This is a genomic window from Mycobacterium sp. NGS51, from assembly GCF_059812525.1.
On sequence record NZ_JCALCV010000021.1, the window covers coordinates 26909 to 50301 of the forward strand.

Annotated in this window: 23 protein-coding genes; 8 read left to right on the top strand and 15 right to left on the bottom strand. The window is 67.0% G+C overall.

All coding sequences use genetic code 11. The features are described 5' to 3' along the window. Positions 1-76 precede the first annotated feature (76 nt). Positions 77-550: a gamma-glutamylcyclotransferase family protein gene (locus tag AC5Y5W_RS21430; RefSeq protein WP_499891268.1), complete on the bottom strand. Its 474-nt coding sequence runs from the start codon at positions 548-550 to the stop codon at positions 77-79. 87 nt (positions 551-637) lie between these two features. On the opposite strand from AC5Y5W_RS21430, the gene AC5Y5W_RS21435 reads away from it, so the two are divergent. Genes AC5Y5W_RS21435 through AC5Y5W_RS21445 form a run of 3 tightly spaced genes read left to right on the top strand, consistent with a single transcriptional unit; the run spans position 638 to position 4755 of the window. Further along, positions 638-2044, top strand: coding sequence for an NAD(P)H-quinone dehydrogenase (locus tag AC5Y5W_RS21435; RefSeq protein ID WP_500012493.1), 1407 nt, complete (start codon positions 638-640; stop codon positions 2042-2044). A gap of 57 nt (positions 2045-2101) precedes the next feature. Next, positions 2102-3859, top strand: coding sequence for a glycerol-3-phosphate dehydrogenase/oxidase (locus AC5Y5W_RS21440; protein WP_500012495.1), 1758 nt, complete (start codon positions 2102-2104; stop codon positions 3857-3859). Further along, the gene (locus tag AC5Y5W_RS21445; RefSeq protein WP_500012497.1) at positions 3856-4755 is read left to right on the top strand and encodes a pseudouridine synthase; all 900 of its coding nucleotides are present in this window, start codon (positions 3856-3858) and stop codon (positions 4753-4755) included. Before AC5Y5W_RS21440 ends, AC5Y5W_RS21445 begins: the two co-directional genes overlap by 4 nt. Before the next feature lie 2 nt (positions 4756-4757). Here AC5Y5W_RS21445 and AC5Y5W_RS21450 read toward each other — a convergent pair whose 3' ends face one another. From AC5Y5W_RS21450 to AC5Y5W_RS21465, 4 genes are all read right to left on the bottom strand, one after another. After that, the gene (locus tag AC5Y5W_RS21450) at positions 4758-4931 is read right to left on the bottom strand and encodes a hypothetical protein (RefSeq protein WP_500012499.1); all 174 of its coding nucleotides are present in this window, start codon (positions 4929-4931) and stop codon (positions 4758-4760) included. Positions 4932-4995: 64 nt separating this feature from the next. Then, positions 4996-5772, bottom strand: a complete 777-nt coding sequence (nei2, locus tag AC5Y5W_RS21455) for an endonuclease VIII Nei2 (protein ID WP_500012501.1) — start codon at positions 5770-5772, stop codon at positions 4996-4998. Positions 5773-5778: 6 nt separating this feature from the next. Further along, complete coding sequence (locus AC5Y5W_RS21460; protein WP_500012503.1) at positions 5779-10308, bottom strand: ATP-dependent helicase; 4530 nt, start codon at positions 10306-10308, stop codon at positions 5779-5781. A 31-nt stretch (positions 10309-10339) separates the two neighbouring features. Further along, positions 10340-10999, bottom strand: a complete 660-nt coding sequence (locus tag AC5Y5W_RS21465; protein ID WP_499900678.1) for a TetR/AcrR family transcriptional regulator — start codon at positions 10997-10999, stop codon at positions 10340-10342. 135 nt (positions 11000-11134) lie between these two features. On the opposite strand from AC5Y5W_RS21465, the gene AC5Y5W_RS21470 reads away from it, so the two are divergent. After that, complete coding sequence (locus tag AC5Y5W_RS21470) at positions 11135-12298, top strand: methyltransferase (protein WP_500012505.1); 1164 nt, start codon at positions 11135-11137, stop codon at positions 12296-12298. A gap of 85 nt (positions 12299-12383) precedes the next feature. Further along, a complete protein-coding gene (locus AC5Y5W_RS21475; protein WP_500012506.1) occupies positions 12384-14489 on the top strand; it encodes a catalase in 2106 nt (701 codons plus the stop codon). Positions 14490-14513: 24 nt separating this feature from the next. Here the strand turns inward: AC5Y5W_RS21475 and amaB are convergent, their stop codons facing one another. Beyond that, entirely contained in the window at positions 14514-16028 is a 1515-nt protein-coding gene (gene amaB, locus AC5Y5W_RS21480; RefSeq protein WP_500012508.1) for an L-piperidine-6-carboxylate dehydrogenase, read from the bottom strand. A 199-nt stretch (positions 16029-16227) separates the two neighbouring features. Here amaB and AC5Y5W_RS21485 point away from each other — a divergent pair, with 199 nt between their 5' ends. Continuing rightward, on the top strand, positions 16228-16614 hold the full coding sequence (locus tag AC5Y5W_RS21485) for a hypothetical protein (RefSeq protein ID WP_499891246.1): 387 nt from the start codon (positions 16228-16230) through the stop codon (positions 16612-16614). An 11-nt stretch (positions 16615-16625) separates the two neighbouring features. On the opposite strand, the gene usfY is transcribed toward AC5Y5W_RS21485, so the two are convergent. The 4 genes from usfY to AC5Y5W_RS21505 all read right to left on the bottom strand — a co-directional run bounded on the left by usfY (position 16626) and on the right by AC5Y5W_RS21505 (position 17850). Then, positions 16626-16937, bottom strand: coding sequence for a protein UsfY (usfY, locus tag AC5Y5W_RS21490; protein ID WP_500012510.1), 312 nt, complete (start codon positions 16935-16937; stop codon positions 16626-16628). A 42-nt stretch (positions 16938-16979) separates the two neighbouring features. Continuing rightward, entirely contained in the window at positions 16980-17372 is a 393-nt protein-coding gene (locus AC5Y5W_RS21495) for a hypothetical protein (protein ID WP_500012512.1), read from the bottom strand. 39 nt (positions 17373-17411) lie between these two features. Next, entirely contained in the window at positions 17412-17606 is a 195-nt protein-coding gene (locus AC5Y5W_RS21500) for a hypothetical protein (RefSeq protein WP_500012514.1), read from the bottom strand. A gap of 94 nt (positions 17607-17700) precedes the next feature. After that, the gene (locus AC5Y5W_RS21505; RefSeq protein WP_499891239.1) at positions 17701-17850 is read right to left on the bottom strand and encodes a hypothetical protein; all 150 of its coding nucleotides are present in this window, start codon (positions 17848-17850) and stop codon (positions 17701-17703) included. A gap of 83 nt (positions 17851-17933) precedes the next feature. Here AC5Y5W_RS21505 and AC5Y5W_RS21510 point away from each other — a divergent pair, with 83 nt between their 5' ends. Together AC5Y5W_RS21510 and AC5Y5W_RS21515 are read left to right on the top strand one after the other, a co-directional pair. Continuing rightward, complete coding sequence (locus AC5Y5W_RS21510; protein ID WP_500012516.1) at positions 17934-18371, top strand: anti-sigma factor; 438 nt, start codon at positions 17934-17936, stop codon at positions 18369-18371. Next, positions 18368-19153 carry an RNA polymerase sigma factor SigF gene (locus AC5Y5W_RS21515; protein ID WP_500012518.1) on the top strand — a complete coding sequence of 262 codons (786 nt, stop codon included), beginning with the start codon at positions 18368-18370 and terminating at the stop codon, positions 19151-19153. The genes AC5Y5W_RS21510 and AC5Y5W_RS21515 overlap by 4 nt, the downstream gene beginning before the upstream one ends. Here AC5Y5W_RS21515 and AC5Y5W_RS21520 read toward each other — a convergent pair. The 5 genes from AC5Y5W_RS21520 to AC5Y5W_RS21540 form a co-directional block, all read right to left on the bottom strand. Further along, complete coding sequence (locus AC5Y5W_RS21520; protein WP_500012520.1) at positions 19124-19582, bottom strand: STAS domain-containing protein; 459 nt, start codon at positions 19580-19582, stop codon at positions 19124-19126. The two genes, AC5Y5W_RS21515 and AC5Y5W_RS21520, sit on opposite strands and share 30 nt — an antisense overlap. A 197-nt stretch (positions 19583-19779) precedes the next feature. Further along, positions 19780-20106, bottom strand: a complete 327-nt coding sequence (locus AC5Y5W_RS21525; protein WP_500012597.1) for a hypothetical protein — start codon at positions 20104-20106, stop codon at positions 19780-19782. Positions 20107-20134: 28 nt separating this feature from the next. Then, positions 20135-21931: an acetyl/propionyl/methylcrotonyl-CoA carboxylase subunit alpha gene (locus AC5Y5W_RS21530; protein WP_500012522.1), complete on the bottom strand. Its 1797-nt coding sequence runs from the start codon at positions 21929-21931 to the stop codon at positions 20135-20137. Between the two features lie 81 nt (positions 21932-22012). After that, positions 22013-22468: a SufE family protein gene (locus tag AC5Y5W_RS21535; RefSeq protein ID WP_500012524.1), complete on the bottom strand. Its 456-nt coding sequence runs from the start codon at positions 22466-22468 to the stop codon at positions 22013-22015. Continuing rightward, positions 22465-23358, bottom strand: a complete 894-nt coding sequence (locus tag AC5Y5W_RS21540; protein ID WP_500012526.1) for a sulfurtransferase — start codon at positions 23356-23358, stop codon at positions 22465-22467. The genes AC5Y5W_RS21535 and AC5Y5W_RS21540 overlap by 4 nt, the downstream gene beginning before the upstream one ends. Positions 23359-23393 lie beyond the last annotated feature (35 nt).

Sequence of the window (23393 nt, forward strand, 5' to 3'; positions counted from 1 at the left end):
TCCACCGCGAGCGTGCGCAAAATACGGGTTAACCCCGGCGTGTCGGCCGGGGACACGCACGCTCGGCGCAGAAGGGTTATGTGCCCGGGCCGATGTTGCGTGCCGGGCGGGTGCGCAGATTGTGGACGTATTCCTCTGGTGCACCGGCTATTTCAGCCGCATCGGCCATCACGCCCAGGTAGTGGGCCGACGGCAGGCCGCCTTCCCAAGCATCAACCACATACAACCAGGCAAGCACCGGATCGGTTGTGGTGTCCGACGACAAGCGCTCCACTCGGCAGCGGATCTTCTTGTGGATGCCCAGCTCGGAGCCTTCCCAGCGGTCCAGGTCCATCTCATCCGACGCCGTCACGTCGTAGAGCACGACGAACACTTTCGAGGCCGCGTCTTCGACGATGGTCGCCAGCGCGCCTTCCCAGCCGATGTCCTCGCCGCCGAAGGTCAGCCGCCAACCATGCAGCCAGCCGGTTCCGGCCATCGGCGAGTGCGGTGCCCGCTGCTGCATCTGCTCGGGATGCATGTTCGACCCGTAGGCGGCGTAGAGCGGCACGTGGACAAAGCTTAGACGCCACTCGCTTGCTCGGCGGTCATCCGACCAGGCTGCGCCGAATTTGCGATCGCCGCTAGGTTAGGGGCTGTGGCGACCCGCATCGTGATCATCGGCGGTGGGCCGGCCGGCTACGAGGCGGCGCTGGTGGCCGCTGCACGTGATGCCGAGGTCACCGTCGTTGACTCCGACGGCATCGGCGGCGCAGCCGTGCTGGCCGATGTGGTGCCGTCCAAGACGTTGATCGCGTCCACCGGCGTGCGCACCGAACTGCGTCGCGCCCCCCACCTCGGCTTCGACATCGACATCGAGGACGCCAAGATCTCGCTCGCCGAAATTCACCAGCGGGTCAAGACGCTGGCTGCTGCGCAGTCCGCCGACATCACCGCGCAGCTGATCAGCGCCGGCGTCGAGGTGATCGCCGGGCGCGGTGAGCTGGTCGACACCGCGCCCGGCTTGGCCCGGCACTGCGTCAAGGTGACTACTCACGACGGGAACACCAGCGAACTCGTCGCCGACTTCGTGCTGATCGCCACCGGTGCCAGCCCGCGCATCCTGCCGTCGGCCCAGCCCGACGGCCAGCGCATCCTGACCTGGCGTCAGCTCTATGACCTGGAGTCGCTGCCTGACCACCTCATCGTCGTGGGCTCCGGGGTCACCGGTGCCGAGTTCGTCAACGCCTACACCGAATTGGGCGTCGAGATGACGGTGGTGGCCAGCCGGGATCGGGTGCTGCCCTACGAGGACGCCGACGCCGCGCGAGTGCTCGAGGAATCGTTCGCCGAACGCGGCGTCCAGCTGGTCAAGAACGCCCGCGCTGACTCGGTGACCCGCACCGACGACGGGGTCGTGGTGAAGCTGACCGACGGCCGCACCGTCGAGGGCAGTCACGCCCTGATGACGATCGGGTCGACCCCCAACACCGCCGGCCTGGGCCTGGACCGGGTCGGAATCGAGCTGGGCCGCGGCAACTACCTGACCGTCGACCGGGTCTCGCGGACCTCAGTGCCCGGCATCTACGCCGCCGGGGACTGCACCGGTTTACTGCCACTGGCGTCGGTGGCAGCGATGCAGGGCCGGATCGCCATGTGGCACGCGCTGGGGGAGGCGGTCAGCCCGATCCGGTTGCGCACGGTCGCGGCGGCGGTGTTCACCCGGCCCGAGATCGCGGCGGTCGGTGTCCCGCAATCGGCCATCGACGACGGGTCCGTGCTGGCCCGCACCATCATGTTGCCGTTGAAGACCAACGCCCGGGCCAAGATGTCCGGACTGCGCCACGGCTTCGTCAAACTGTTCTGCCGCCAGGCCACCGGCGTGGTGATCGGCGGCGTGGTTGTCGCTCCGATCGCCTCGGAGCTGATCCTGCCGATCGCGGTGGCCGTGCAAAACCGCATCACGGTCAACCAGTTGGCCCGGACGCTGGTCGTCTATCCGTCGCTGTCGGGCTCCATCACCGAGGCTGCGCGGCGGCTGATGGCTCACGATGATCTGGATTGACTCCCGGTAGCCTTAGGCCAGCGTCTACCGACGAGTAACCGACAGGAGTTCTGTGTCGTGAGCGACCCGATCCGCGGACCGGGCAACGGGCAGTACTGGCCGGCCTCCGCCTTGGGACCCGAACAACGTGCGGCTGCCTGGGAGCGGCTGGGTGCCGAGCAATTCGACGTGGTGGTGATCGGCGGCGGCGTGGTCGGCTCGGGATGCGCGCTGGATGCCGCCACCCGCGGACTGAAAGTGGCGATGGTCGAGGCGCGTGACTTTGCCTCCGGAACCTCCAGTCGGTCGTCGAAGATGTTCCACGGTGGTCTGCGCTACCTCGAACAACTGGAATTCGGACTGGTCCGTGAGGCGCTCTACGAGCGGGAATTGTCGCTGACCACGCTGGCTCCGCATCTGGTCAAGCCGCTGCCGTTCCTGTATCCGCTGACCAAGCGGTGGTGGGAACGCCCGTATGTGGCCGCCGGTATCTTCCTCTACGACCAACTCGGCGGAGCGAAATCCGTGCCGGCGCAGAAGCATTTGACCCGGGCCGGCGCGCTTCGGCTGTGCCCCGGCCTGAAGCGCAGTTCGCTGATCGGCGGGATCCGCTACTACGACACCGTCGTCGACGACGCCCGACACACCATGACCGTGGCACGCACCGCCGCGCATTACGGCGCGGTGGTGCGGTCCTCGAGCCAGGTCGTGTCGTTGCTGCGAGAAGGCGACCGGGTGACCGGGGTGCAGGTCCGCGACTCCGAGGATGGCGCGGTCACCGATGTACACGGTCATGTCGTGGTCAACGCGACCGGGGTGTGGACTGACGAGATCCAAGCATTGTCCAAGCAGCGCGGCCGGTTTCAGGTGCGTGCCTCCAAGGGTGTGCACATCGTGGTGCCGCGTGACCGCGTCGTCAGCGACGTCGCGATCATTCTGCGCACCGAGAAGTCGGTGATGTTCGTCATCCCGTGGGGCAGCCACTGGATCATCGGCACCACCGACACCGACTGGAATCTCGACTTGGCCCACCCGGCGGCCACCAAGGCCGATATCGACTACATCCTCGGCACCGTCAACACCGTGCTGGCGACTCCGCTGACCCACACCGACATCGACGGGGTGTATGCCGGATTGCGGCCACTGCTGGCCGGCGAGAGCGACGACACCTCGAAGCTGTCCCGCGAGCACGCGGTGGCGGTTCCCGCACCCGGCCTGGTCGCCATCGCCGGCGGCAAGTACACCACCTACCGGGTGATGGCAGCCGATGCGATTGACGCGGCGGCGCAATATATTCCGGCCCGCGTCGCGCCGTCGATCACCGAGAAGGTGCGGCTGCTGGGCGCCGACGGCTACTTCGCGCTGATCAACCAGACCGAACACGTCGGCGCGCTGCGCGGGCTTCACCCGTATCGGGTGCGGCATCTGCTGGACCGCTACGGGTCGCTGATCGGCGAGGTGCTGGCGATGGCCGATGATCGTCCCGACCTGCTGGACCCGATCGCGCAGGCACCGGTCTATTTGAAGGTGGAGGCCGCCTACGCCGCGGCCGCCGAGGGCGCGCTGCATCTGGAGGACATCTTGGCACGCCGGATGCGAATTTCGATCGAGTACCCGCACCGCGGCGTCGATTGCGCACGCGAGGTGGCCGAGGTCGTCGCGCCGGTACTGGGCTGGAGCGCCGCAGACATCGACCGCGAGGTGCAGACCTACACCGCGCGGGTGGAAGCCGAAATACTGTCACAGACCCAGCCCGACGACGAGTCTGCGGATGCGTTGCGCGCCAGCGCTCCCGAGGCCCGCGCCGAAATTCTCGAGCCGGTGCCGTTAACGTGAGACCGGCGCCGTTGCCGGTTCGCGACGGATTGGGGCCGGCGCGGGTGCGACTGCGCGGCGGACCGGTGCTGGCCGAGCTCAACGCCCGGTTCGGCGGGCGGGCCCGCGACGTCGTCGACGCCGACGGCAATCCGGTTGACGCCACGACCGTGCTGCCGACAGGTGCCAGCGTCTACCTCTACCGCGAGTTGCCCGACGAAGTGCCGGTGCCGTTCGACATGCCGGTACTTCATCGAGACGACGACATCATCGTCGTCGACAAGCCGCACTTTCTGGCCACCATGCCGCGCGGCCGCCACGTCGCGCAGACTGCATTAGTACGGTTGCGCCGCGAACTGGGACTGCCGGAGCTGAGCCCGGCGCATCGCCTGGACCGGTTGACCGCCGGGGTGTTGTTGTTCACCACCCGCCGTGAAGTGCGCGGTGTCTACCAGACGATGTTCGCTCGCGGAGCGGTCCGCAAGACGTATCTGGCGCGCGCGGACGTGGACCCAGATGCCACGTTGCCCCAGGTGATCCGCAGCCGAATCATCAAACGGCGAGGCTGTTTACAAGCCGTCGAGGAGCCCGGCGAACCCAACGCCGAGACGCTGGTCGAGTTGCTTGCCCCCGACGGGCGCTACCGGCTCACACCGCGGACCGGACGAACCCATCAGCTGCGCGTGCACATGGCGTCGGTCGGCCTGCCTATTCACGGTGATCCGTTGTACCCCAAGGTCATTGACATCGCCGCTGATGATTTCAGTACGCCGTTGCAGTTGTTGGCTCACACCCTGGAGTTCGACGACCCGATCAGCGGCCGCCGGCGACGGTTCGTCAGCCGGCGCAATCATCGGGGCCATTGGGCAGCTGGCCGCCAGCGGGGTGCGCCGCTCCGGCGACGACCGAGTTGTTAATGTCAGCAGCGCTCCACGCCGCGTGGGATGATCCGCAGCGCGCCCTGATCAGGCGTTAGCGTCCGGCCCGGTGCAGCCGAAACTCGGGTCAGGGTCATGGCCTGCACGGTGCCACGGATTGCGCCGAACGCACGCGTCTTCCAGGAACCAGACTTCTGCAATCTGAGCACGCTCATGTCCTTCGGTTATCCGGCGATACCGTGTCGCCAGTCGAGGTTGTGAACTGCCAATCGGCCGCGATTATTCCCGCGGCACTGGCAATCCGCTGTGGCGTTGACAACTCGGGCACCAGTACGTCACGCGATCGCCGCCGGTATCCGACTCGATTATCGTGCCGCAGCGACGGCACTGCTGCCCGGCGCGTCCGTATACCCACAGCTGACGGCCGCGACGGGTGTCACCGGTCGTGCAGCGCGACCAACGGGAACGGTTGACCCACAACATGTCCCGAGCTCGCGCGACCAGTCGCTGTGGATCGGCGAGTGCGGTGACCGGTGCCGTCGGCGCAAGGCCGCTAACAAAGCACAGTTCGTTGCAGTAGACGTTGCCGATCCCGGCCATCACCCGCTGGTCGAGCAGCGCCTCGGCCAGGGGCCGCTGCGGATCGGCCGTCAGGTTGGCGGTCGCGAGCCGCGGATCCCAGTCTTCACCCAGCAGATCCGGTCCCAGATGCGCCACCGCGTCTTGGTCGTGCGCCCGGTCGAGCACCTCCAACACGCCGAGGTCGATTCCCGCTACCCGAACATCACCGGCTTCCAGAATGATCCGCACCCGATGGTCGGGCGGACTGTTGGTGACCCGCCAGCTACCGTCCATCTTCAGGTGCGAATGGATACTGGCGGACCCGGCCCGGATGAATAAATGTTTGCCCCGGCTGAGTACCTCGTCGACGACCTGCCCGGTCAGGTCGACGGTGGCAAACCGCGGCACTCGGATGTCGCAACGCGTCAACGTCTTTCCGGCCAACGCCCGGCGCAGCGTGGCGGCCGTGTGCCAGACGGTGTCACCTTCAGGCATGGTGGCTCACCCCCGCAGCCGCAACCCGCGTGGAGTGCGGGTGAACCCGGCGTCAGTAAGAGCCGCGTGCACCGGCGAATCACGCAACTCCAGCACGGGCACGCCATTGACCCGCTCAACCAGAAGGGAGTCGATACGCCGCATGCCGACCACATCAGCAACGGCGGCGGCTGCCGCGCGGCCGGCCTCGGGGTCCTCGGTGAAACTGAGTAGTGACCGGCCGCCGCGCTCCAAAAACCAGGCCAGCGCGCCGTCCACCAGCACGACGAGCGCGCCCGCTTTGCGGCCGGGCCGTGCCGTGCCGTCGCTCGGCGGCCACGGCAGCGCGGCGCCATACGGGTTGGCCGGGTCGGCGGCGGCCAGTACCACCGCCCGGTACTCGGGGCGTTCCGGGTCGACGCCGTCCAGGTAGCTGCGCAGCCGGTCGACCGTGGACGCGACCGCGAACTGGGCGCCGCCCAGCGACTCGACGAAATAGCCGCGCTGGCAGCGGCCGGCATCTTCGAACGCCGTCAGCACCTTGTAGAGCGTGGCGAACCCGCCGGGAACGGCCTCCGCGGCCACTGCGCCGCGGGTCAGCACACCGTGGCGGTTCAACAGCAGCTCGGCCTGATAGTGAGCCCGCAGTGTCGAGTCCAGCTCCGGCGCCGGTAGCGCCGACCACCGACCGGCCACTGTTGCGTCGGTGGCGCGGGTCTGGGCGTGCGCGACGCTGTAGCGGCTCAGGCGCGGTGGGCGGCGGTTGCGGTGCGCCGGCGCGGAACGTTTACGGGCGCCCGGGCCGCCGCCGAGCACCGCGCGCACCGGCGCGAAGGTGTCGCCAGTGACCCAGCCGGCCCAAATCAGTTCCCACAGCGCGGCTTTGAGCTCGCCGTCGGCGATCCCGTCACAGAGCTGTCGGAAGAAGAATGCGCCGCCGCCGGCCAGCGTTTCCAGCACCGCGCGGTGGGCGTTGGTGAACTCGATGTCGGTGCCGGTGGGCAGCGTCAACGGCGCGGCGTCGGCAGTGTGGAAGATGATCCAGCCGTCGGAACCAGAGATCGACCCCGCACCCGACCAGATGACTTCTCCCGAGGCCAGCAGCTCGTCGAGCATGGCCGGTGAATAGTCGCGCACCCGCGGCGCCAGTACCAGCGGCTCGACTGCCGAGGCGGGCAACGGCACGCCGGCGAGCTGATCGATCACAGCGGCCAGGCCATCCGCGCCGGCGTTGGTTGACGACCCCACCTGATGCCAGCCCGGCAGGAAGCGGGCGTAGGCGGTGGTGCGGACCGGTTCGACTTGTGCGCGCAGCGCCGCCAACGAGCGTCGACGCAGAATCCGCAGCACCTCTACGTCGCACCACTGGTCGCTGGAGGTATCGGTCGTGAACTCGCCGCGCACCAACCGGCCGTCGACGGCTAACCGACCCAAAACGTCGCCCGCCACCCGCAGACCCAGGCCAAACCGCGCGGCGGCCTCGGCAGTGGTGAACGGGCCGCGCGTGCGGGCATAGCGCCCCAATAGTTCACCCAGCGGGTCGGCGACGGTTTCGGTGAAACTGGCCGGCACTCCGACCGGCACCGCCACCCCGACCCCGTCGCGCAGCCGGCCGATGTCCTCGATGGCCACCCACCAATCACACCCGGCAAATGACACCGGCAGCGCCCGCTTAGCGGTGCGCAGACCTTCCAGCCAGCCGCCCACGTCGGCGCCGCCGGCGCGGGCGCTGACTTCGTCTTCGGTCAGTGGGCCCAGCAGCCGCAGCAGGTCGGCGACCGCCTCGGCATCGCGGGCCGCCTGGTCATCCGCCAGGTGCTGCAACTGCCGGCCGGTGGCCGCGACGACGTTCGGATCGAGCAGCTCGCGTAGCTCGACACGGCCGAGCAGCTCGGCCAGCAGGGTGGCATCCAGCGACAGCGCGGCGGCGCGGCGTTCCGCCAGCGGGCTGTCGCCCTCGTACATGAAGGTCCCGACATAGCCGAACAGCAGCGACGCCGCGAACGGCGACGGAGTCGCGGTCTCGGCCTCCAATATCCGCACCCGACGCTGGGCGATCTGGGCCATCAGTGCGGTCAGCGTGGGGACGTCATAGACGTCCTGCAGGCATTCGCGCACCGTCTCCAACACGATCGGGAAGTCGGGGTATTTGCGGGCCACGTCGAGCAGTTGAGCCGCGCGCTGGCGCTGATGCCACAGCGGCGAGCGGCGGCCCGGATGGCGGCGGGGCAGCAGCAGGGCGCGCGCCGCGCACTCCCGAAAGCGCGACGCGAACAACGCCGATCCGCCCACCTCGGCGGTGACGATCGGGTCGATCTCGTCGGCGTCGAAGACGAACAACTCGGCTCCCGGTGGGTTGTCCGCGGTATCCGCGTCCGGCAGCCGTACCACGATCCCGTCGTCAGAGGCAGTGGGCTTCTCGTCGATGCCGTAGCGCTCGCGCAGCCGGCGGCTCACCGCCAGCGCCAGCGGACCGTGCACCCGCAGTCCATAGGGCGAGTGCAGGATCACCCGCCAGTCACCGAGTTCGTCGCGGAACCGTTCGACCAACAGCGTGGCATCGGTGGGCACCAACGCCGTGGCGGCACGCTGGTCGTCGAGTAGCCGCCGCAGGTTGTCGGTTGCGTAGTCGTTGAAACCCAAGTCCGCGCAACGCTTCTCGAACGCGCTGGCGTCCAGGCCGGCCAGCTCGCCGGTGAACGCACCGAGTGCCGCGCCCAGCTCGGCCGGTCGCCCGACGTCGTCGCCGCGCCAGAACGGTAGCCGGGCCGGCTGCCCCGGCGCCGGAATCACCAGCACCCGGTCATGGGTGATCTCGGTGATCCGCCAGCTGGTCGCACCAAGGGCGATGACGTCGCCGGGCCGGGACTCGTAAACCATCTCTTCGTCGAGTTCTCCGACCCGGGACGGCGTTTCGGTGGCCAGGTACACCGCGAACAGTCCACGGTCGGGGATGGACCCGCCTGAGGTGACCGCCAGCCGCTGGGCGCCCGGGCGGGAGGTCAACGTTCCGTTGTCCCGGTCGTAGACCAGCCGTGGCCGCAGCTCGGCGAATTCAGTGGACGGGTACTTGCCGGACAGCAAATCCAGCGTGGCCTCAAAGGCGCTGCGCGGCAGCGTCGCGAACGGCGCGCTGCGCCGGACCGTGTCGAACCAGCGGTCGGCGTCAACCGGCTCCAGCGCGGCGGCGGCCACCGTGTGCTGGGCGAGGATGTCCAGCGGATTGGCGGGCACCCGCATCGTCTCGATCTGCCCGGTGAGCATGCGCTGCACGGTCACCGCGCAGCCGATCAGATCGGTGCGGTGTTTGGGAAACAGCACCCCCCGAGAGGTCTCGCCGACCTGATGCCCGGCCCGGCCGATGCGTTGCAGACCGCTGGCCACCGACGGCGGCGCCTCGACCTGAATCACCAAATCCACCGCGCCCATGTCGATGCCCAACTCCAGGCTGGAGGTCGCCACCACCGCCTTGAGCCGTCCGCTTTTGAGGTCTTCTTCGACGACGGCACGCTGCTCTTTGCTCACCGACCCGTGATGGGCGCGGGCCAGCACCAGCTCGGCGCCGTAAGTCTGACCGCTGCCCAGCAGCTGAGCGGGAGCACCGCCGGCCACCTGCGGGTTGGCCTCCGCCGGCAAGTCGACGCCGGAGCGCTCGGCGTGAATCTCGTTGAGCCGCGCGGTGAGCCGTTCAGCCAACCGCCGCGAGTTGGCGAACACGATCGTCGAGGTGTGCGCTTCGATCAGGTCCACCAACCGGGCCTCGACATCGGGCCAGATGGAGGGGGTACCACCCGCTTGCGGGGGAGTGTTCGCCAAGTCGGCCATGTCGGGCACAGGTACCTGCACCGTCAGGTCAAACGTCTTGGCCGCGGCCGGCGCCACGATTGTCGTCGGGGCTGCCCCCGACAAAAACCGCGCCACCTCCTCGGGCGGGCGAACGGTGGCCGACAGCCCGATGCGCTGCGCCGGCCGGGGCAACAGCTCATCGAGGCGTTCCAGCGACAGCGCCAGATGCGCACCGCGCTTTGTGCCGGCGATGGCATGCACCTCGTCGACGATCACGGTCTGCACGCCGGTCAGGGTCTGCCGCGCGGCCGAGGTCAGCATCAAAAACAGCGACTCCGGCGTGGTGATCAGCACCTCGGGCGGTGTGCTGACGAGTTGGCGACGGCGGGCGGGCGGGGTATCACCCGACCGCACCCCCACGCCGATCTCCGGGGTGGGCAGACCACGCCGCTCGGCGACTCTGGCCATCCCGGTGAGTGGTGTGCGCAGGTTGCGCTCGACGTCGACAGCCAGGGCTTTCAGCGGCGACACGTACAGAACCCGGGTGCCGGCCGGCCGCTCGGCCAAGGCGGCCAAGCTGTCGATTGCCCACAGGAATGCCGCCAGCGTCTTGCCGGACCCGGTCGGTGCGATGACCAGGGTGTTATGGCCGTCGGCGATCGCTGCCCAGGCGTCGGCCTGGGCGGGTGTCGGCGCAGCGAAGGTACCGGCGAACCAGTCCCGGGTGACCGGGCTGAACCGCGCGAGTGGATCGGCCGGTGTGGTGCTCACTGCGCCATAGTGCCAAGGGGCTACGACAAGGTCATGAGCGTTTGTCCGGACCCACCGCTTCGACCAGCTCGGGTGGGATGCCGGGAACCCGGGCGACCGCGTCGAGCAGCGTGTGCGCGCACGCGTCGGCGAGTCGACTCGCTTCGATCGAGGGGTTCATGATCCGCTGTCGGCCCAGCTCGAAGGTGAACGCTATCCAGCCGTGCACGATCACGTGCACGTCCTTCTCGACATCGGGCTCGAGCTGGCTTCCGGGTCCCTCGATATCGCAGATGCGCGACATGATGTGCATCATCAGGCGATTCTTGGTCTCGTCATCGATGCCCAACAGCACGGGATCGGTGCGGCCCAGGCCGACATACGCCGCCCAGGAGGAGTGCGGATGCTGTTCGTGGTAATACATGTACGCGAGCACGCCCGCCCGAACCTCGTCGAAGAGCGTCAAGCCCAAGTCGGGAAGGTTGTGGGTGGCGTCGAACAGCCGGTCGGCTTCGTCTTTGACGACTGCGGCGAAAAACGCTCGCTTATCCGGGAAATAGTGGTACATCAGCGCTCGCGAAACACCGGCCCGCTCCGCGATCTCGTCGATGCGGACGTCGTCGTAGGGTCGCTGGCCGAAGACCTGCGCTCCGAGGGCTAGCAACTCAGCGCGCCGACTCTCGGGCGATAACCGCCGTCTGGTTGCTGGCATACCGCGATGCTACTTGCACATCCCGTTGCGCCGTTTGCTGCCATCATATTCAGCCGAAACGTCCAATAAACCGGATGCGGGCAAATTTTCGACCACCTGTGCCGGTCGGCACCGGCGAATGGTAAAAGTTAGCCAATGGCACGCCGCGATAAGGGATTGCAGAAGGCCGCCGCTCCATTGATCAGCTACCGGGCGCGCGACATCCGGCGGGAGCGGCTGATCATGCGAGTCTTCCAGAGCCCGCTAGTGGGACGGGTGGTTCAGCGCATCGCCGGCCCGCAGCAGATCGTGGAGACGGGGATGGCGTTCTGGTCCTCCCGGCTCGTCCTGACCGCCGTCGAATGCGGTGTCTTCACCGAATTGGCCGAGGGGCCGCGGACGAGAGGGGAGCTGATCGAAGCCTTCGGCTGGCACCCCCGGGCCGCCGGCGACGCGCTGGATGCGCTGGTTGCCCTCGGGCTGCTGCGCCGCGACCGGTCGGGGCGGTATTCCAACTCGGCGCGCAGCGCCATTTTCCTGGATAGAGCCAAGCCGAGCTATGCCGCCGGACTGATGGAGTTGTCCAGCAAACGCCTCTACGAGCTGTGGTGCGGCCTTCCGGATCTGCTGCGGACGGGGCGTCCCGCCGCCGAGGAAGGACAGGGCGAAGACAAGTTCTTTTCCACGCTCTACCGGGATCCTGCGGCGATGCGGGAATTCCTGACCGGGATGACGGGCGTTTCGACCGTCGAGGCCACCCTGCTGGCTGTCCGATTCCCCTGGAAGCGTTTCCGGACGTTCCTCGACGTCGGCTCGGCCCAGGGTGCACTTCCGGTACGGGTCGCGCTCACGCACCGGCACCTACGCGGCGCCGGTTTCGACTTCGCCGCAGTGCAGCCGGTCTTCGAGGAGTATGTCGCGTCGTTCGGGCTCAAGGACCGGGTCCGCTTCATCGCCGGCGATTGCCTCGAGGATCCCCTACCACCCGCCGATGTCGTTTCCTTCGGCCACGTGTTCCACGGCTACAACCAGTCCACCCGGCGGGAACTGATCGATAAGGCGTATGCCGCGATTCCGCCGGGCGGTGCCGTGATCGTCTATGACGCCATGGTCGACCCCGGTCACCGTCACAACTACGCCAGCCTGCTGTCGAGCCTCAATGTCATGCTCGAGACTCGCGAGGGCTACGAATCTTCGGTTGCCGAGTGTGTCGAGATGTTTAGGGCCCACGGCTTGGTCGACGTCAAGGCGCGCCATCTGATCGGGCCGACCTCGGCGGTGTTCGGATACAAGCCAGGCCAGTTGCCGCGGGCGAACTGACGCCGAGGCGGCGCGCGCCTGTCGAGCGTTTGTCTAAATCCGGTATGGGTACCCAGCGTGCGAATTCCTATCCCGGAGGGACGCGATGGCAGACAACGAAAATGAAAAGCAACAGCAGCTTGACCAATACCGAGTCGACCGCAGCACCGGGTACTTAACCACTCAGCAAGGAGTCCGGGTCGATCACACCGACGATGCGCTCAGTGCCGGTGCACGCGGTCCCACGCTCCTGGAGGACTTCCATGCTCGGGAGAAGGTGACCCACTTCGACCACGAGCGCATCCCCGAGCGCGTCGTCCATGCCCGGGGCAGCGGCGCCTACGGCTACTTCGAGCCCTATGACGACGCACTTGCCGAATACACCGTCGCGAAGTTCCTGACCACACCGGGCAAGCAAACGCCGGTGTTTGTGCGGTTCTCCACGGTCGCCGGCTTTCGCGGTTCTGCTGACACCGTGCGCGACGTGCGCGGGTTCGCCACCAAGTTCTACACCGACCAAGGCAATTACGACTTGGTCGGCAACAACTTCCCGGTGTTCTTCATCCAGGACGGAATCAAGTTCCCCGATTTTGTGCACGCGGTCAAACCCGAACCGCACAACGAGATTCCGCAGGCCCAATCCGCCCACGACACGCTCTGGGACTTCGTGTCGCTGCAGCCCGAAACGCTGCACACCATCATGTGGCTGATGTCGGATCGGTCGTTGCCGCGCAGTTATCGAATGATGCAGGGCTTCGGCGTGCACACTTTCCGGTTCGTCAACGCCAAGGGCGAGGGCACATTCGTGAAGTTCCACTGGAAGCCGAAGCTCGGCGTGCATTCGCTGGTATGGGACGAATGCCAAAAGGTCGCCGGCAAAGACCCCGACTTCAACCGGCGCGACCTGTGGGACGCCATCGAGGCCGGTCAGTATCCCGAGTACGAGCTCGGTGTGCAGCTGATCGGTGAAAGCGACGAGTTCAACTTCGAGTTCGATCTGCTGGACGCGACGAAAATCATTCCGGAGGAACAAGTTCCGGTTCGGCCGGTGGGCAAGATGGTGCTCAACCGCAACCCGGACAACTTCTTCGCAGAAACCGAGCAGGTCGCGTTCTGCACCGCCAACGTGGTGCCCGGCATCGACTTCACCAACGACCCGCTGCTGCAGTTCCGCAATTTCTCCTACCTGGACACCCAGCTGATCCGGTTGGGCGGACCCAACTTCGCGCAGTTGCCGGTCAACCGGCCGGTGGCTGACGTCCGCAACAACCAACACGACGGCTACGGCCAAACCGCCATCCCGAAAGGCAAATCCAGTTACTACAAGAATTCACTGGGTGGTGGCTGCCCCGCGATGGCCGACGAGGGCGTGTTCCGGCACTACACCGAAAAAGTCGACGGTCACAAGATCCGTCAACGGGCCGAGAGTTTCCAGGACCACTACAGTCAGGCGCGGATGTTCTGGAAGAGCATGTCAGCGCCGGAAGCCAAACACATCGTCGCCGCATACGCTTTCGAACTCGGCCATTGCGAAACCATCGAAATCCGATCGCGGGTCGTCGATCAGCTGAACCTGGTCGACCACGACCTGGCCGCCCAGGTGGCCGGCCAATTGGGCCTGCCCGTGCCTGACGAGCAACCCGTCGACGACAAGATGCCGGCTTCGCCGGCGCTGTCCCAGCTCAACACCGCCACCGACACCATCGAAAGCCGCAAGATCGCCATCCTGGCCGCCGACGGTGTCGACGTGCAAGGCACCGAAGCGTTCATCGAGGCGATGCGGCAGCGCGGCGCGATCGCCGAGGTGCTGGCACCGATCGGAGGCGGGACGCTGTCCGGTGGCTCCGGCGGCGAGCTCGCGGTGGACCGCGCCATCAACAGCGTGGCTTCGGTGCTGTATGACGCGGTGGTGGTGCCGTGCGGACCCGACGCCATTGAAACGCTGTCCGGCGACGGGTATGCGCTGCACTTCGTGACCGAGGCCTACAAGCACCTCAAGCCGGTGGCGGCGTTCGGGGCGGGCGTGAAGTTGCTCCCGAAAGCCGGCATATCCGAGCAGACCGCCCAGAGTACGGATGTGGTCGACGCCCAAGGCGTGCTGACGACGACAGCCGCCGCAGGCGACCTGGCCGACGATTTCTTCGACGCCTTCGCCGCCGCACTGGCCAAGCACCGGGTCTGGGATCGAGAGACGGATTCGGTATCCGCTTGAGCTCACCGTAGCCACCGACGCTGACTAGCCGAAGTGCACACCCTGCGCCAGCGGCAGTTGGTCGGAGTAGTTGATGGTGTTGGTGGCCCGGCGCATGTAGGCCTTCCATGCGTCCGACCCGGACTCGCGTCCGCCGCCGGTGTGCTTCTCGCCGCCGAACGCGCCGCCGATCTCGGCGCCCGACGTGCCGATGTTGACGTTGGTGATGCCGCAGTCCGACCCGTCGATGAAGCGCTCTGCTTCGCGCATGTCGGTGGTGAAAATCGATGACGAAAGCCCTTGCGGGACAGCGTTGTTCAACGCGATAGCGTCCTCGAGATCGTCATAGGCGAGCGTGTAGAGAATCGGCGCGAACGTCTCGGTCGCCACGATGGCCGTCGGCGAGGGCATCCGCACTACGGCGGGCGCAACGTAATAGGCACCGGGCGGTCCGACGTCGTGGCGCTCACCGCCGATCACCTCGCCGCCGTCGACCCGCGCCTGGTCCAAGGCGCCCACCATGTCGCGGTAGGCGGTTTCGTGGATCAGCGGTCCGACCAGGGTGGCACTGTCGGACGGATCGCCGATCGACAGCTGACGGTAGGCCGAGACGACCCGCTCAAAAACCTCGTCGACGATCGAGCTGTGCACGATCAGCCGGCGCAGGGTGGTGCAGCGTTGCCCGGCCGTACCGGCGGCGGCGAACACGATGGCGCGCAGCGCCAAATCCAGGTCGGCTGACGGCGTCACGATCGCGGCGTTGTTGCCGCCCAACTCCAGGAGCACCCGGCCGAACCGCTGCGCGACCCGCGGCCCGACCCGCCGACCCATCCGCACCGAACCGGTCGCCGACAGCAGCGCGACGCGCTCGTCGTCGACCAATTGCTCGCCGACCTCAGGACCACCCAGGGCCAGGCGGCTGGCCTCAGGTGGCGCTCCGACATCGCCGGCCGCGCGTTCAATCAGCGCCTGGCAGGCCAGCGCGGTCAACGGGGTCAGTTCCGACGGTTTCCACACCACGGTGTCGCCGCAGACCAACGCCACCGCGGTGTTCCAGGCCCACACCGCAACCGGGAAGTTGAACGCGGTGATCACACCGACCACGCCGAGCGGATGCCAGGTTTCCATCAGCCGATGGGCGGGCTGTTCGGAAGCGATGGTGCGGCCGTACAGCTGACGCGACAACCCGACGGCGAACTGGCAGACGTCGATCATCTCCTGCACCTCGCCCAGCGCCTCGGCGGTGATCTTGCCGGTCTCGACGGTCACCAGGGCGGCGAGTGCTTCTTTGTGCGCGGTGAGCAAGTCGCCGAGGCGCTCCACCAACGCGCCCCGCACCGGCGGCGGGGTGGCGCGCCACGCCGGAAACGCCCGGGCGGCAGTCGCGACCACACTTTCGACATCGCCGGTCTGGGCGACCGTGAACAGTACCTCGCCGGTGATGGGAGTGCTGGCCGGCAAGCCGGACCCGCCCGGCTCGCCAAGCGTCGGCGAGGCGCCGATAGCGGCCAATGCGCGGTGCACTCGGGTGCGCAATTCATCGGCGGTGGGCAGTGTCATCGGGGCGCTCTCCTGTGCGGTTGCGTCGTAGCGTGCGGCGCCGGTCGGCAGGGACGTTTACCCCTTCCGACCACTGGGTATAACCGCTCCCGCGCGTGAGCGCGACGGAGTCGGGTATGGCTGACTACGACCGGATGTAACTGATGCGACCGATCGGACGATGGATCTAGAGCAGCCGAACGCAGGATCGAGGTTCAGGATGCAGATACCGCGCCAACGGTCACGTGGCGACCATATCGAGCAGCATGACGGCGACATTGGGTCGGCCGTCCGATTCGCGGTGTTGGCGGGGGCCGCCGCGGTGGGTTTTTTCATCGTCGCCGCCTTGTGGGTCAGCACCTGTACCGGTCCGCTGGCGGTCGACACCGCGGCGTGCGGCGCGCCGCAGCGCACGTTGTTGGCGTTCGGCGCACCGGCGATCCTGCTGGCCGGTGGGTTTTGGGCATTCCTGCGCACGTACCGCGTGTGGCGTGATCGTCGAACCTGGTGGGCGTGGCAGGGCGCCGGATGGTTCCTGTTGGTGCTGATGGTCCTGACTCTGACGATGGGCGTCCCGCCGATCGTCGGCCCCGCGTTGGCCGGCTGAGGGCTGTCGGCTCAGGTCGCGGGCTGGTGCGGTCGGCCGTCGCGGTGCGCAACGTGCCACTGCTCGTCGATGCGGACCACGCGGCGACGCTCCACGACGAACCACAGCGCCCCGGTTACCGTGCCGAGCACGGCGACGAGCACTGTTGTGCCGAGCCACTCGTAATGCTGGTAAGCGGCGGCTGCCGCAGTGCTGATAATCCCGGCTACCGCGACGGCCAGCAGGATAAATCCGGGCCAGAACAGGTTGTCCTTCATGGAGATACCAGCGTGGGGCTGGGTGGTACGGAAGTGATCGCTCGGATCGTGATGCCTGTCTCCCATCAGCGCGCCTTCCGTCGTAGGACGAGACAAACACAATGCTAGTCAGTCCGAGCCGGCCTCGTCGCGGGCGAGCAACTCGGGCACCATGATCGCCCCCACCGTGGTCACGAGCCACACCACAACCGTGGTGGCAACCCAGGATGGCGTGTCGGAGATATCGAGCCCGCGTGTCACAGCCGCGGCAATGATCAAAGCGACCACAGTCAGTGCCAGGCCGGTGGCCCCCAGCACGAGCGACGCATAGGCGCGGGGCAACCTCAAAATCCACCAGGACAGGACCGCCTGCGCTATCGAGAACACCACTATGGCGACGACGAACCCCGGCACCGACACTGAAACACCCGGCACCACCCACGCCGCCACCAGCAGTCCAATCGCCCACGCGGCCAGCAGCACAACAGCTCGCAGCAGAACTTGCCGGGTAGTGACGCTCATGGCAATAAGCCTAAGTCCCGCGGCGCGGCCGGCGGAAGCTTACTGCCGGTACTCCTCGCGGTCGTCATCGTCGCCGCCGACGATTTCCTGGTGCTGCTCTTGCCAGTCGGAGGTATTCGCCTCTACCGGCGGGATTTCGCCCTCGAGCACGCTCGGCACGGATGTGGCTTCCTGGTCCTGCTCGACGGCGTCGGCGACGGGAACTTCGTCGGATTTGTCGTCGCGGTCGTCCATCACATTCTCCTGGGTTTTATTCGCCGCAGCGAAGGGGTATCAAGTCTGCACAATGATGACTTCGACGGCATCCAGCAACGATGCGAAAACGCGGCTACGCCAGCATCGGAGACAGGATCACAAACGCGATGACATAGATTCCCACTGCGACCAGAATCAAGACGACCAGCGTGATAACGGCAATCAGCGCAGTGCGCCGAAGTCGGCGCGTGCGGGGAGTTTCCGTCGTCTCAGCCTCGTCCATGGCGGCTGGAATACCCGGCGGTGGCCATGACTAACCGGCTCCAACGCGGGGGTAGTCTCAGTCGAACCATGCCGGGAGGGCAGATGACCACTACCGATGTGCCGGGCAACACCCAGCAACGGAGTGACCGCGCCATTGAGCTTCGGGTCGCCGCACGCTTGGAGAACCTTGCCGTGCTGCGCACTCTGGTCGGCGCGGTCGGCACTTTTGAGGACCTCGACTTCGATGCAGTCGCCGACCTTCGACTGGCGGTGGATGAGGTGTGCACCCGGTTGATCCGGTCTGCCGCCGACAACGCGTCGTTGGTGCTGGTGGTCGATCCGCGCGACGACGAGTTGGTGGTGCAGGCGTCGGCAGCCTGCCAGACCGCGGAGGTGGTGACCCCCGGGAGTTTCAGCTGGCATGTGCTGACCTCGCTGGCTGATGACGTGCAGACGTTCCACGACGGGCGAGCCCAAGATGGATCCGGCGGGGTGTTCGGCATCACGCTGACTACGCGACGGGCGGGCTCCGCCAGGTGACACCGCGAGCTGTCGGCGGTTCGAGCTCGAGGCCCAACGAATACGCCGACGTTCCCGACATGTTCCGTGAACTGGTCAGTTTGACGGCCGATTCACCGGAATCCCAGCGTCAGCGGGACAAGATCGTCGAACGGTGCCTGCCGCTGGCCGATCACATCGCCCGGCGGTTCGAGGGCCGGGGCGAACCACGCGACGACCTGGTCCAGGTTGCGCGGGTTGGGCTGGTCAATGCCGTCGTCCGCTTCGACGTCGACGCGGGGTCGGACTTCGTCTCGTTTGCGGTCCCGACCATCATGGGCGAAGTTCGGCGCCATTTCCGGGACAACAGTTGGTCGGTCAAGGTGCCCCGACGGCTCAAGGAGCTCCATCTACGGCTGGGCACCGCTACCGCCGACCTGTCCCAGCGGCTGGGCCGCGCACCCACCGCCACGGAGTTGGCCGAAGAACTGGACATGGACCGCACCGAGGTCATCGAAGGTCTGGTGGCCGGCAGCTCGTACAACACGCTGTCCATCGACAGCGGCGGCAGCGGTGATGAAGACGCCCGCGCCATCGCCGACACACTCGGCGATGTCGACACCGGCCTGGAGCGAATCGAGAACCGTGAATCGTTGCGTCCGTTGCTGGATGCGCTGCCCGAACGTGAGCGAACGGTGTTGGTGCTCAGGTTCTTCGAGTCGATGACGCAGACGCAGATCGCCGAGCGCGTCGGCATCTCACAGATGCACGTGTCTCGGCTGCTCGCGAAATCGCTAGCGCGCCTGCGGGATCAGCTGGAGTAACCGCTGCGGCTCGTCATCGTCGGTGGGCAGGGCAGCCGCCGACGAATCCGTGGTCGGCAGTGTGTGGTCCGGATCGCAGATCCGCAGCAACCGGGAAACCGCGGGACCGGGCACGACGGCCCACTCCACATCGGCGCCAGCGCACCTGACGTTGATTGTGTGCAGCGCTGAAAAGCCTGCTGTGCCAAAGAATTCCAGGCCGGTCAAGTCCACGATCACTCGCTTGGCATGAGCGGAGCAACGCTGTACATAATTGGCGAGCTGATTGGCGTTCGACGCGTCGAGTTCACCGTACGCACCGATCACGGCGACCGACGACACCCACTGAGCGGTGAATCGGACGGTGTGGGTTTCCCACGGTTGGGACGGAAATACGGCGTCTGCTGCAGCGGTGCTGCTCTCAACGCGTCTGTTCTTGGCGGAAGACATTGGTGACTCCATCAGTCGACGAGTGTTCGTGCTGTGGATCACGTCAGGCGGTTTTGATGCCCCCTCGCGGCGGGCGGCTGGGCCTCCCGCACGTCTTTGACGCTTTTCCGGGCGGCTGTTAACTCAACCTGGTGATGAACACTACTCCCGCCCTGTCGGGTCGACAACGACCTGAGAGCGATTCTCAGAATCCCTGGTCACTGCGGCTTCGACGGCAGTGTCATGGCGAAGCGCCGCACCGATGCGCTGCCCGCCGCCGCCGGCTGGTCGTGGGTTGCGCGGGTTCGGGTGCGGATCTCACCGGTCGCCGGATCGAGCTTGACTTCGGCCAGCATCTCGCCCGTCGTCGGTTCGCATACCGCCCACGTGTAGCAGCTGTCCGATGCCCACTGGGCGGCACTGCGTTCGATGTAGTCGGGATCGGTGACCCCGAGCTCGGCCAGCACCGGTCGGTCGTCGATCCGGTCGTCCGCTCGGAGTGCCCGCAGATACCATGTGCCGGCATTGATTTCGATAGGGTCTATGTCCGGCTCCTCGGTATCAGCCCGCGAGCTACTTGATCTCGGCGAGCACCGTGCCCTGGGTGATCGCGGCACCGGCCTCGACGGCCAGCCCAGTGATCGTCCCGTCCTTGTGCGCGGTGACCGGGTTCTCCATTTTCATCGCTTCCAGCACCACCACCAGGTCACCGGCAGTGACTTCCTGGCCCTCTTCGACGGCGACTTTGACCACGGTGCCCTGCATCGGCGCGGTCACTGCGTCACCGGAGGCCGCGGCGCCGGAGAGGGCGCCACGCTTGCGCGGCTTGGGCTTCTTGCGAATGACGCCCGCCGTGTCGCCGCCACCGTTGGACAACGCCAGATCGGCCGGCAACGACACCTCGAGTCGGCGGCCGCCGACCTCGACGACCACCTTTTGGCGCGGACGGGCATCCGCTTCATCGTAGAGCGGCTCCGCGCCGGTGAACGGTTCGATGGTGTTGTTCCATTCGGTCTCGATCCAGCGGGTGTGCACCGAGAAGCCGTCGTCGTCGCCGATGAACGCGGGGTCGGAGACCACTGCGCGGTGGAACGGGATGACGGTGGCCAGTCCTTCGACGTGGAATTCGTCCAGCGCGCGGCGGGCCCGGGCCAGCGCCTCCTGACGGCTGGCGCCGTAGACGATCAGCTTGGACAGCATCGAGTCGAACTGACCGCCGATCACCGAACCGGCTTCGACGCCGGAGTCCAGCCGGACGCCGGGCCCGGTCGGGATGTCGTACCGGTTGACCGGGCCGGGCGCCGGCAGGAAGCCGCGGCCGGCGTCCTCGCCGTTGATCCGGAACTCGATGGCATGCCCGCGCGGGGTCGGGTCTTCGGTGATGTCCAGCTTTTCGCCGTTGGCGATCTTGAACTGCTGTAACACCAGGTCGATGCCGGCGGTCTCCTCGGTAACCGGGTGCTCGACCTGCAGCCGGGTGTTCACCTCGAGGAACGAGATCAGCCCGTCCTGGCCGACCAGGTATTCGACGGTACCGGCGCCGTAGTAGTGGGCTTCCTTGCAGATCCGCTTGGCCGACTCGTGGATCTCCTTGCGCTGTGCGTCGGTCAGGAACGGCGCCGGCGCCTCCTCGACCAGCTTCTGGAAGCGGCGCTGCAGCGAGCAGTCCCGGGTACCGGCGACGACGACGTTGCCGTGCTGGTCAGCGATCACCTGCGCCTCGACGTGGCGGGGCTTGTCCAGGTAGCGCTCGACGAAACATTCCCCGCGCCCGAAGGCCGCGACGGCCTCGCGGGTGGCCGACTCGAACAGTTCGGGAATCTCCTCGATGGTGCGGGCGACCTTCATGCCCTTACCGCCGCCGCCGAACGCGGCCTTGATCGCGACCGGCACCCCGTACTCCTGGGCGAAGGCCACCACCTCGTCGGCGTCCTTCACCGGATCGGGAGTGCCGGGCACCAGCGGGGCCTGGGCGCGGGCGGCGATGTGGCGGGCGGTCACCTTGTCACCGAGGTCGCGGATCGACTGCGGGCTGGGGCCGATCCAGATCAGGCCGGCATCGATGACCGCCTGAGCGAAATCGGCGTTCTCCGAAAGGAATCCGTAGCCCGGGTGAATGGCGTTGGCGCCGGACTTCGCGGCGGCCTCCAGGATCTTGTCGAACACCAGATAGGACTCCGCCGAGGTCTGCCCGCCGAGCGCAAACGCCTCGTCGGCCAGCCGTACGTGCGGCGCGTCGGCGTCGGGTTCGGCGTACACCGCGACGCTGGGCAGGCCGGCGTCTCTGGCCGCCCGGATCACCCGGACCGCGATCTCCCCGCGATTGGCGACGAGAACCTTGGTGATCTTCGAGCTGGCGTGACTAGGCACTGCGCCTCCTGTATGGCTGGACGTCTGGTCGCTAAGGGCTTGCTTTTTAAGAAATCCTCTTACAAGTCTGTCGGGGGAAGTTTAAGCGTCGCGGTGTGGCGCCGAACCAGCTGGTGCCCCATTGGACTCGCGCAGCCGCCGCTTGATCCGGGCCAGGATCGCCGACATGCCGCGCAACCGCAGCGGGCTGATCAGGGCCGCCAGCCCCAGATCGGCGTAGAAATCATCGGGCACCGCCAGGATGTCGGCCACGGGCTGCTCGTCGAGCCCGGCGGCCAGGATCGAGGCGAATCCGCGAGTCGTGGGGGACTCGGCGGGCGCACTGAAATGCAGCCGGACCCGGTCGGGGTCATGAGCGTCGACGTGCAGAAACAGCGGGGTTTGGCACTCGGGCACCGGTTCCATGGCCGCCTCTTGCAGATCGGCCGGCAATGCTGGCAGGTCATTGGCGAATTCCAGTAACAACTGCAGCTTGTCCTGGCCCTGGACTTCGGCGAAGTCGGACACCACCTCGGCCAGCGGCGCGGGCATGCTCATCGGACCGGTACGGCTCCGGGTTGCTCGCCGGCGACGATCGGCACCCGCACGGTGTTGCCCCATTCGGTCCAGGAGCCGTCATAGTTACGCACGCCCGGGATGCCGAGCAGATGAGTCAACACGAACCAGGTGTGGCTGGACCGTTCGCCGATCCGGCAATACACGATGGTCTTGTCGTCCGGCTCGATGAACCCGTAGAGCTGCTCGAGCTCCTCGCGGCTGCGGAACCGGCCGCTGTCGTCGGCGGCTTTGGCCCACGGGATCGACACCGCAGAGGGAATGTGGCCGGCCCGCAGCGCGCCTTCCTCGGGATAGTCGGGCATGTGAGTGCGCTCGCCGGTGTACTCCTGTGGCGAACGGACGTCGATCAGCGGGCCAGAACCCAACGCTGCTAAGACGTCGTCTTTGTAAGCGCGGATCGGTGCGTCGTTGCGTTGCACGACGGGATAGCCGGTCGACGTCTTGGACGGGACATCCAGCGTGGTCTCCCGGCCGTCGGACAGCCACAGGTCGCGCCCGCCGTTCAGCAGCCGGACGTCCGGGTGGCCGAACAGCGTGAAGACCCACAGCGCATACGCGGCCCACCAGTTGCTCTTGTCCCCGTAGATCACCACGGTGTCGTCGCGCGAAATGCCCTTGCGGTTCATCAAGTCGGCGAACTGCTCGCCGGTGATGTAGTCCCGCACCCGGGGATCGTTGAGGTCGGTGTGCCAGTCGATCTTGACTGCGCCGGGGATATGACCGACGTCGTAGAGCAGCACGTCCTCGTCGGATTCGACGATCACCAGGCCGGGTTTGCCCATGTTGCCGGCCAGCCAGTCGGCGGTGACCAACCGTTCCGGGTGGGCATAGGCGCTCAGGGTGGGGCTGGGATCTGCTGGTAGCGGCACGGCATTGAGCCTACCGTCGCGATGCGTCGCCGGAG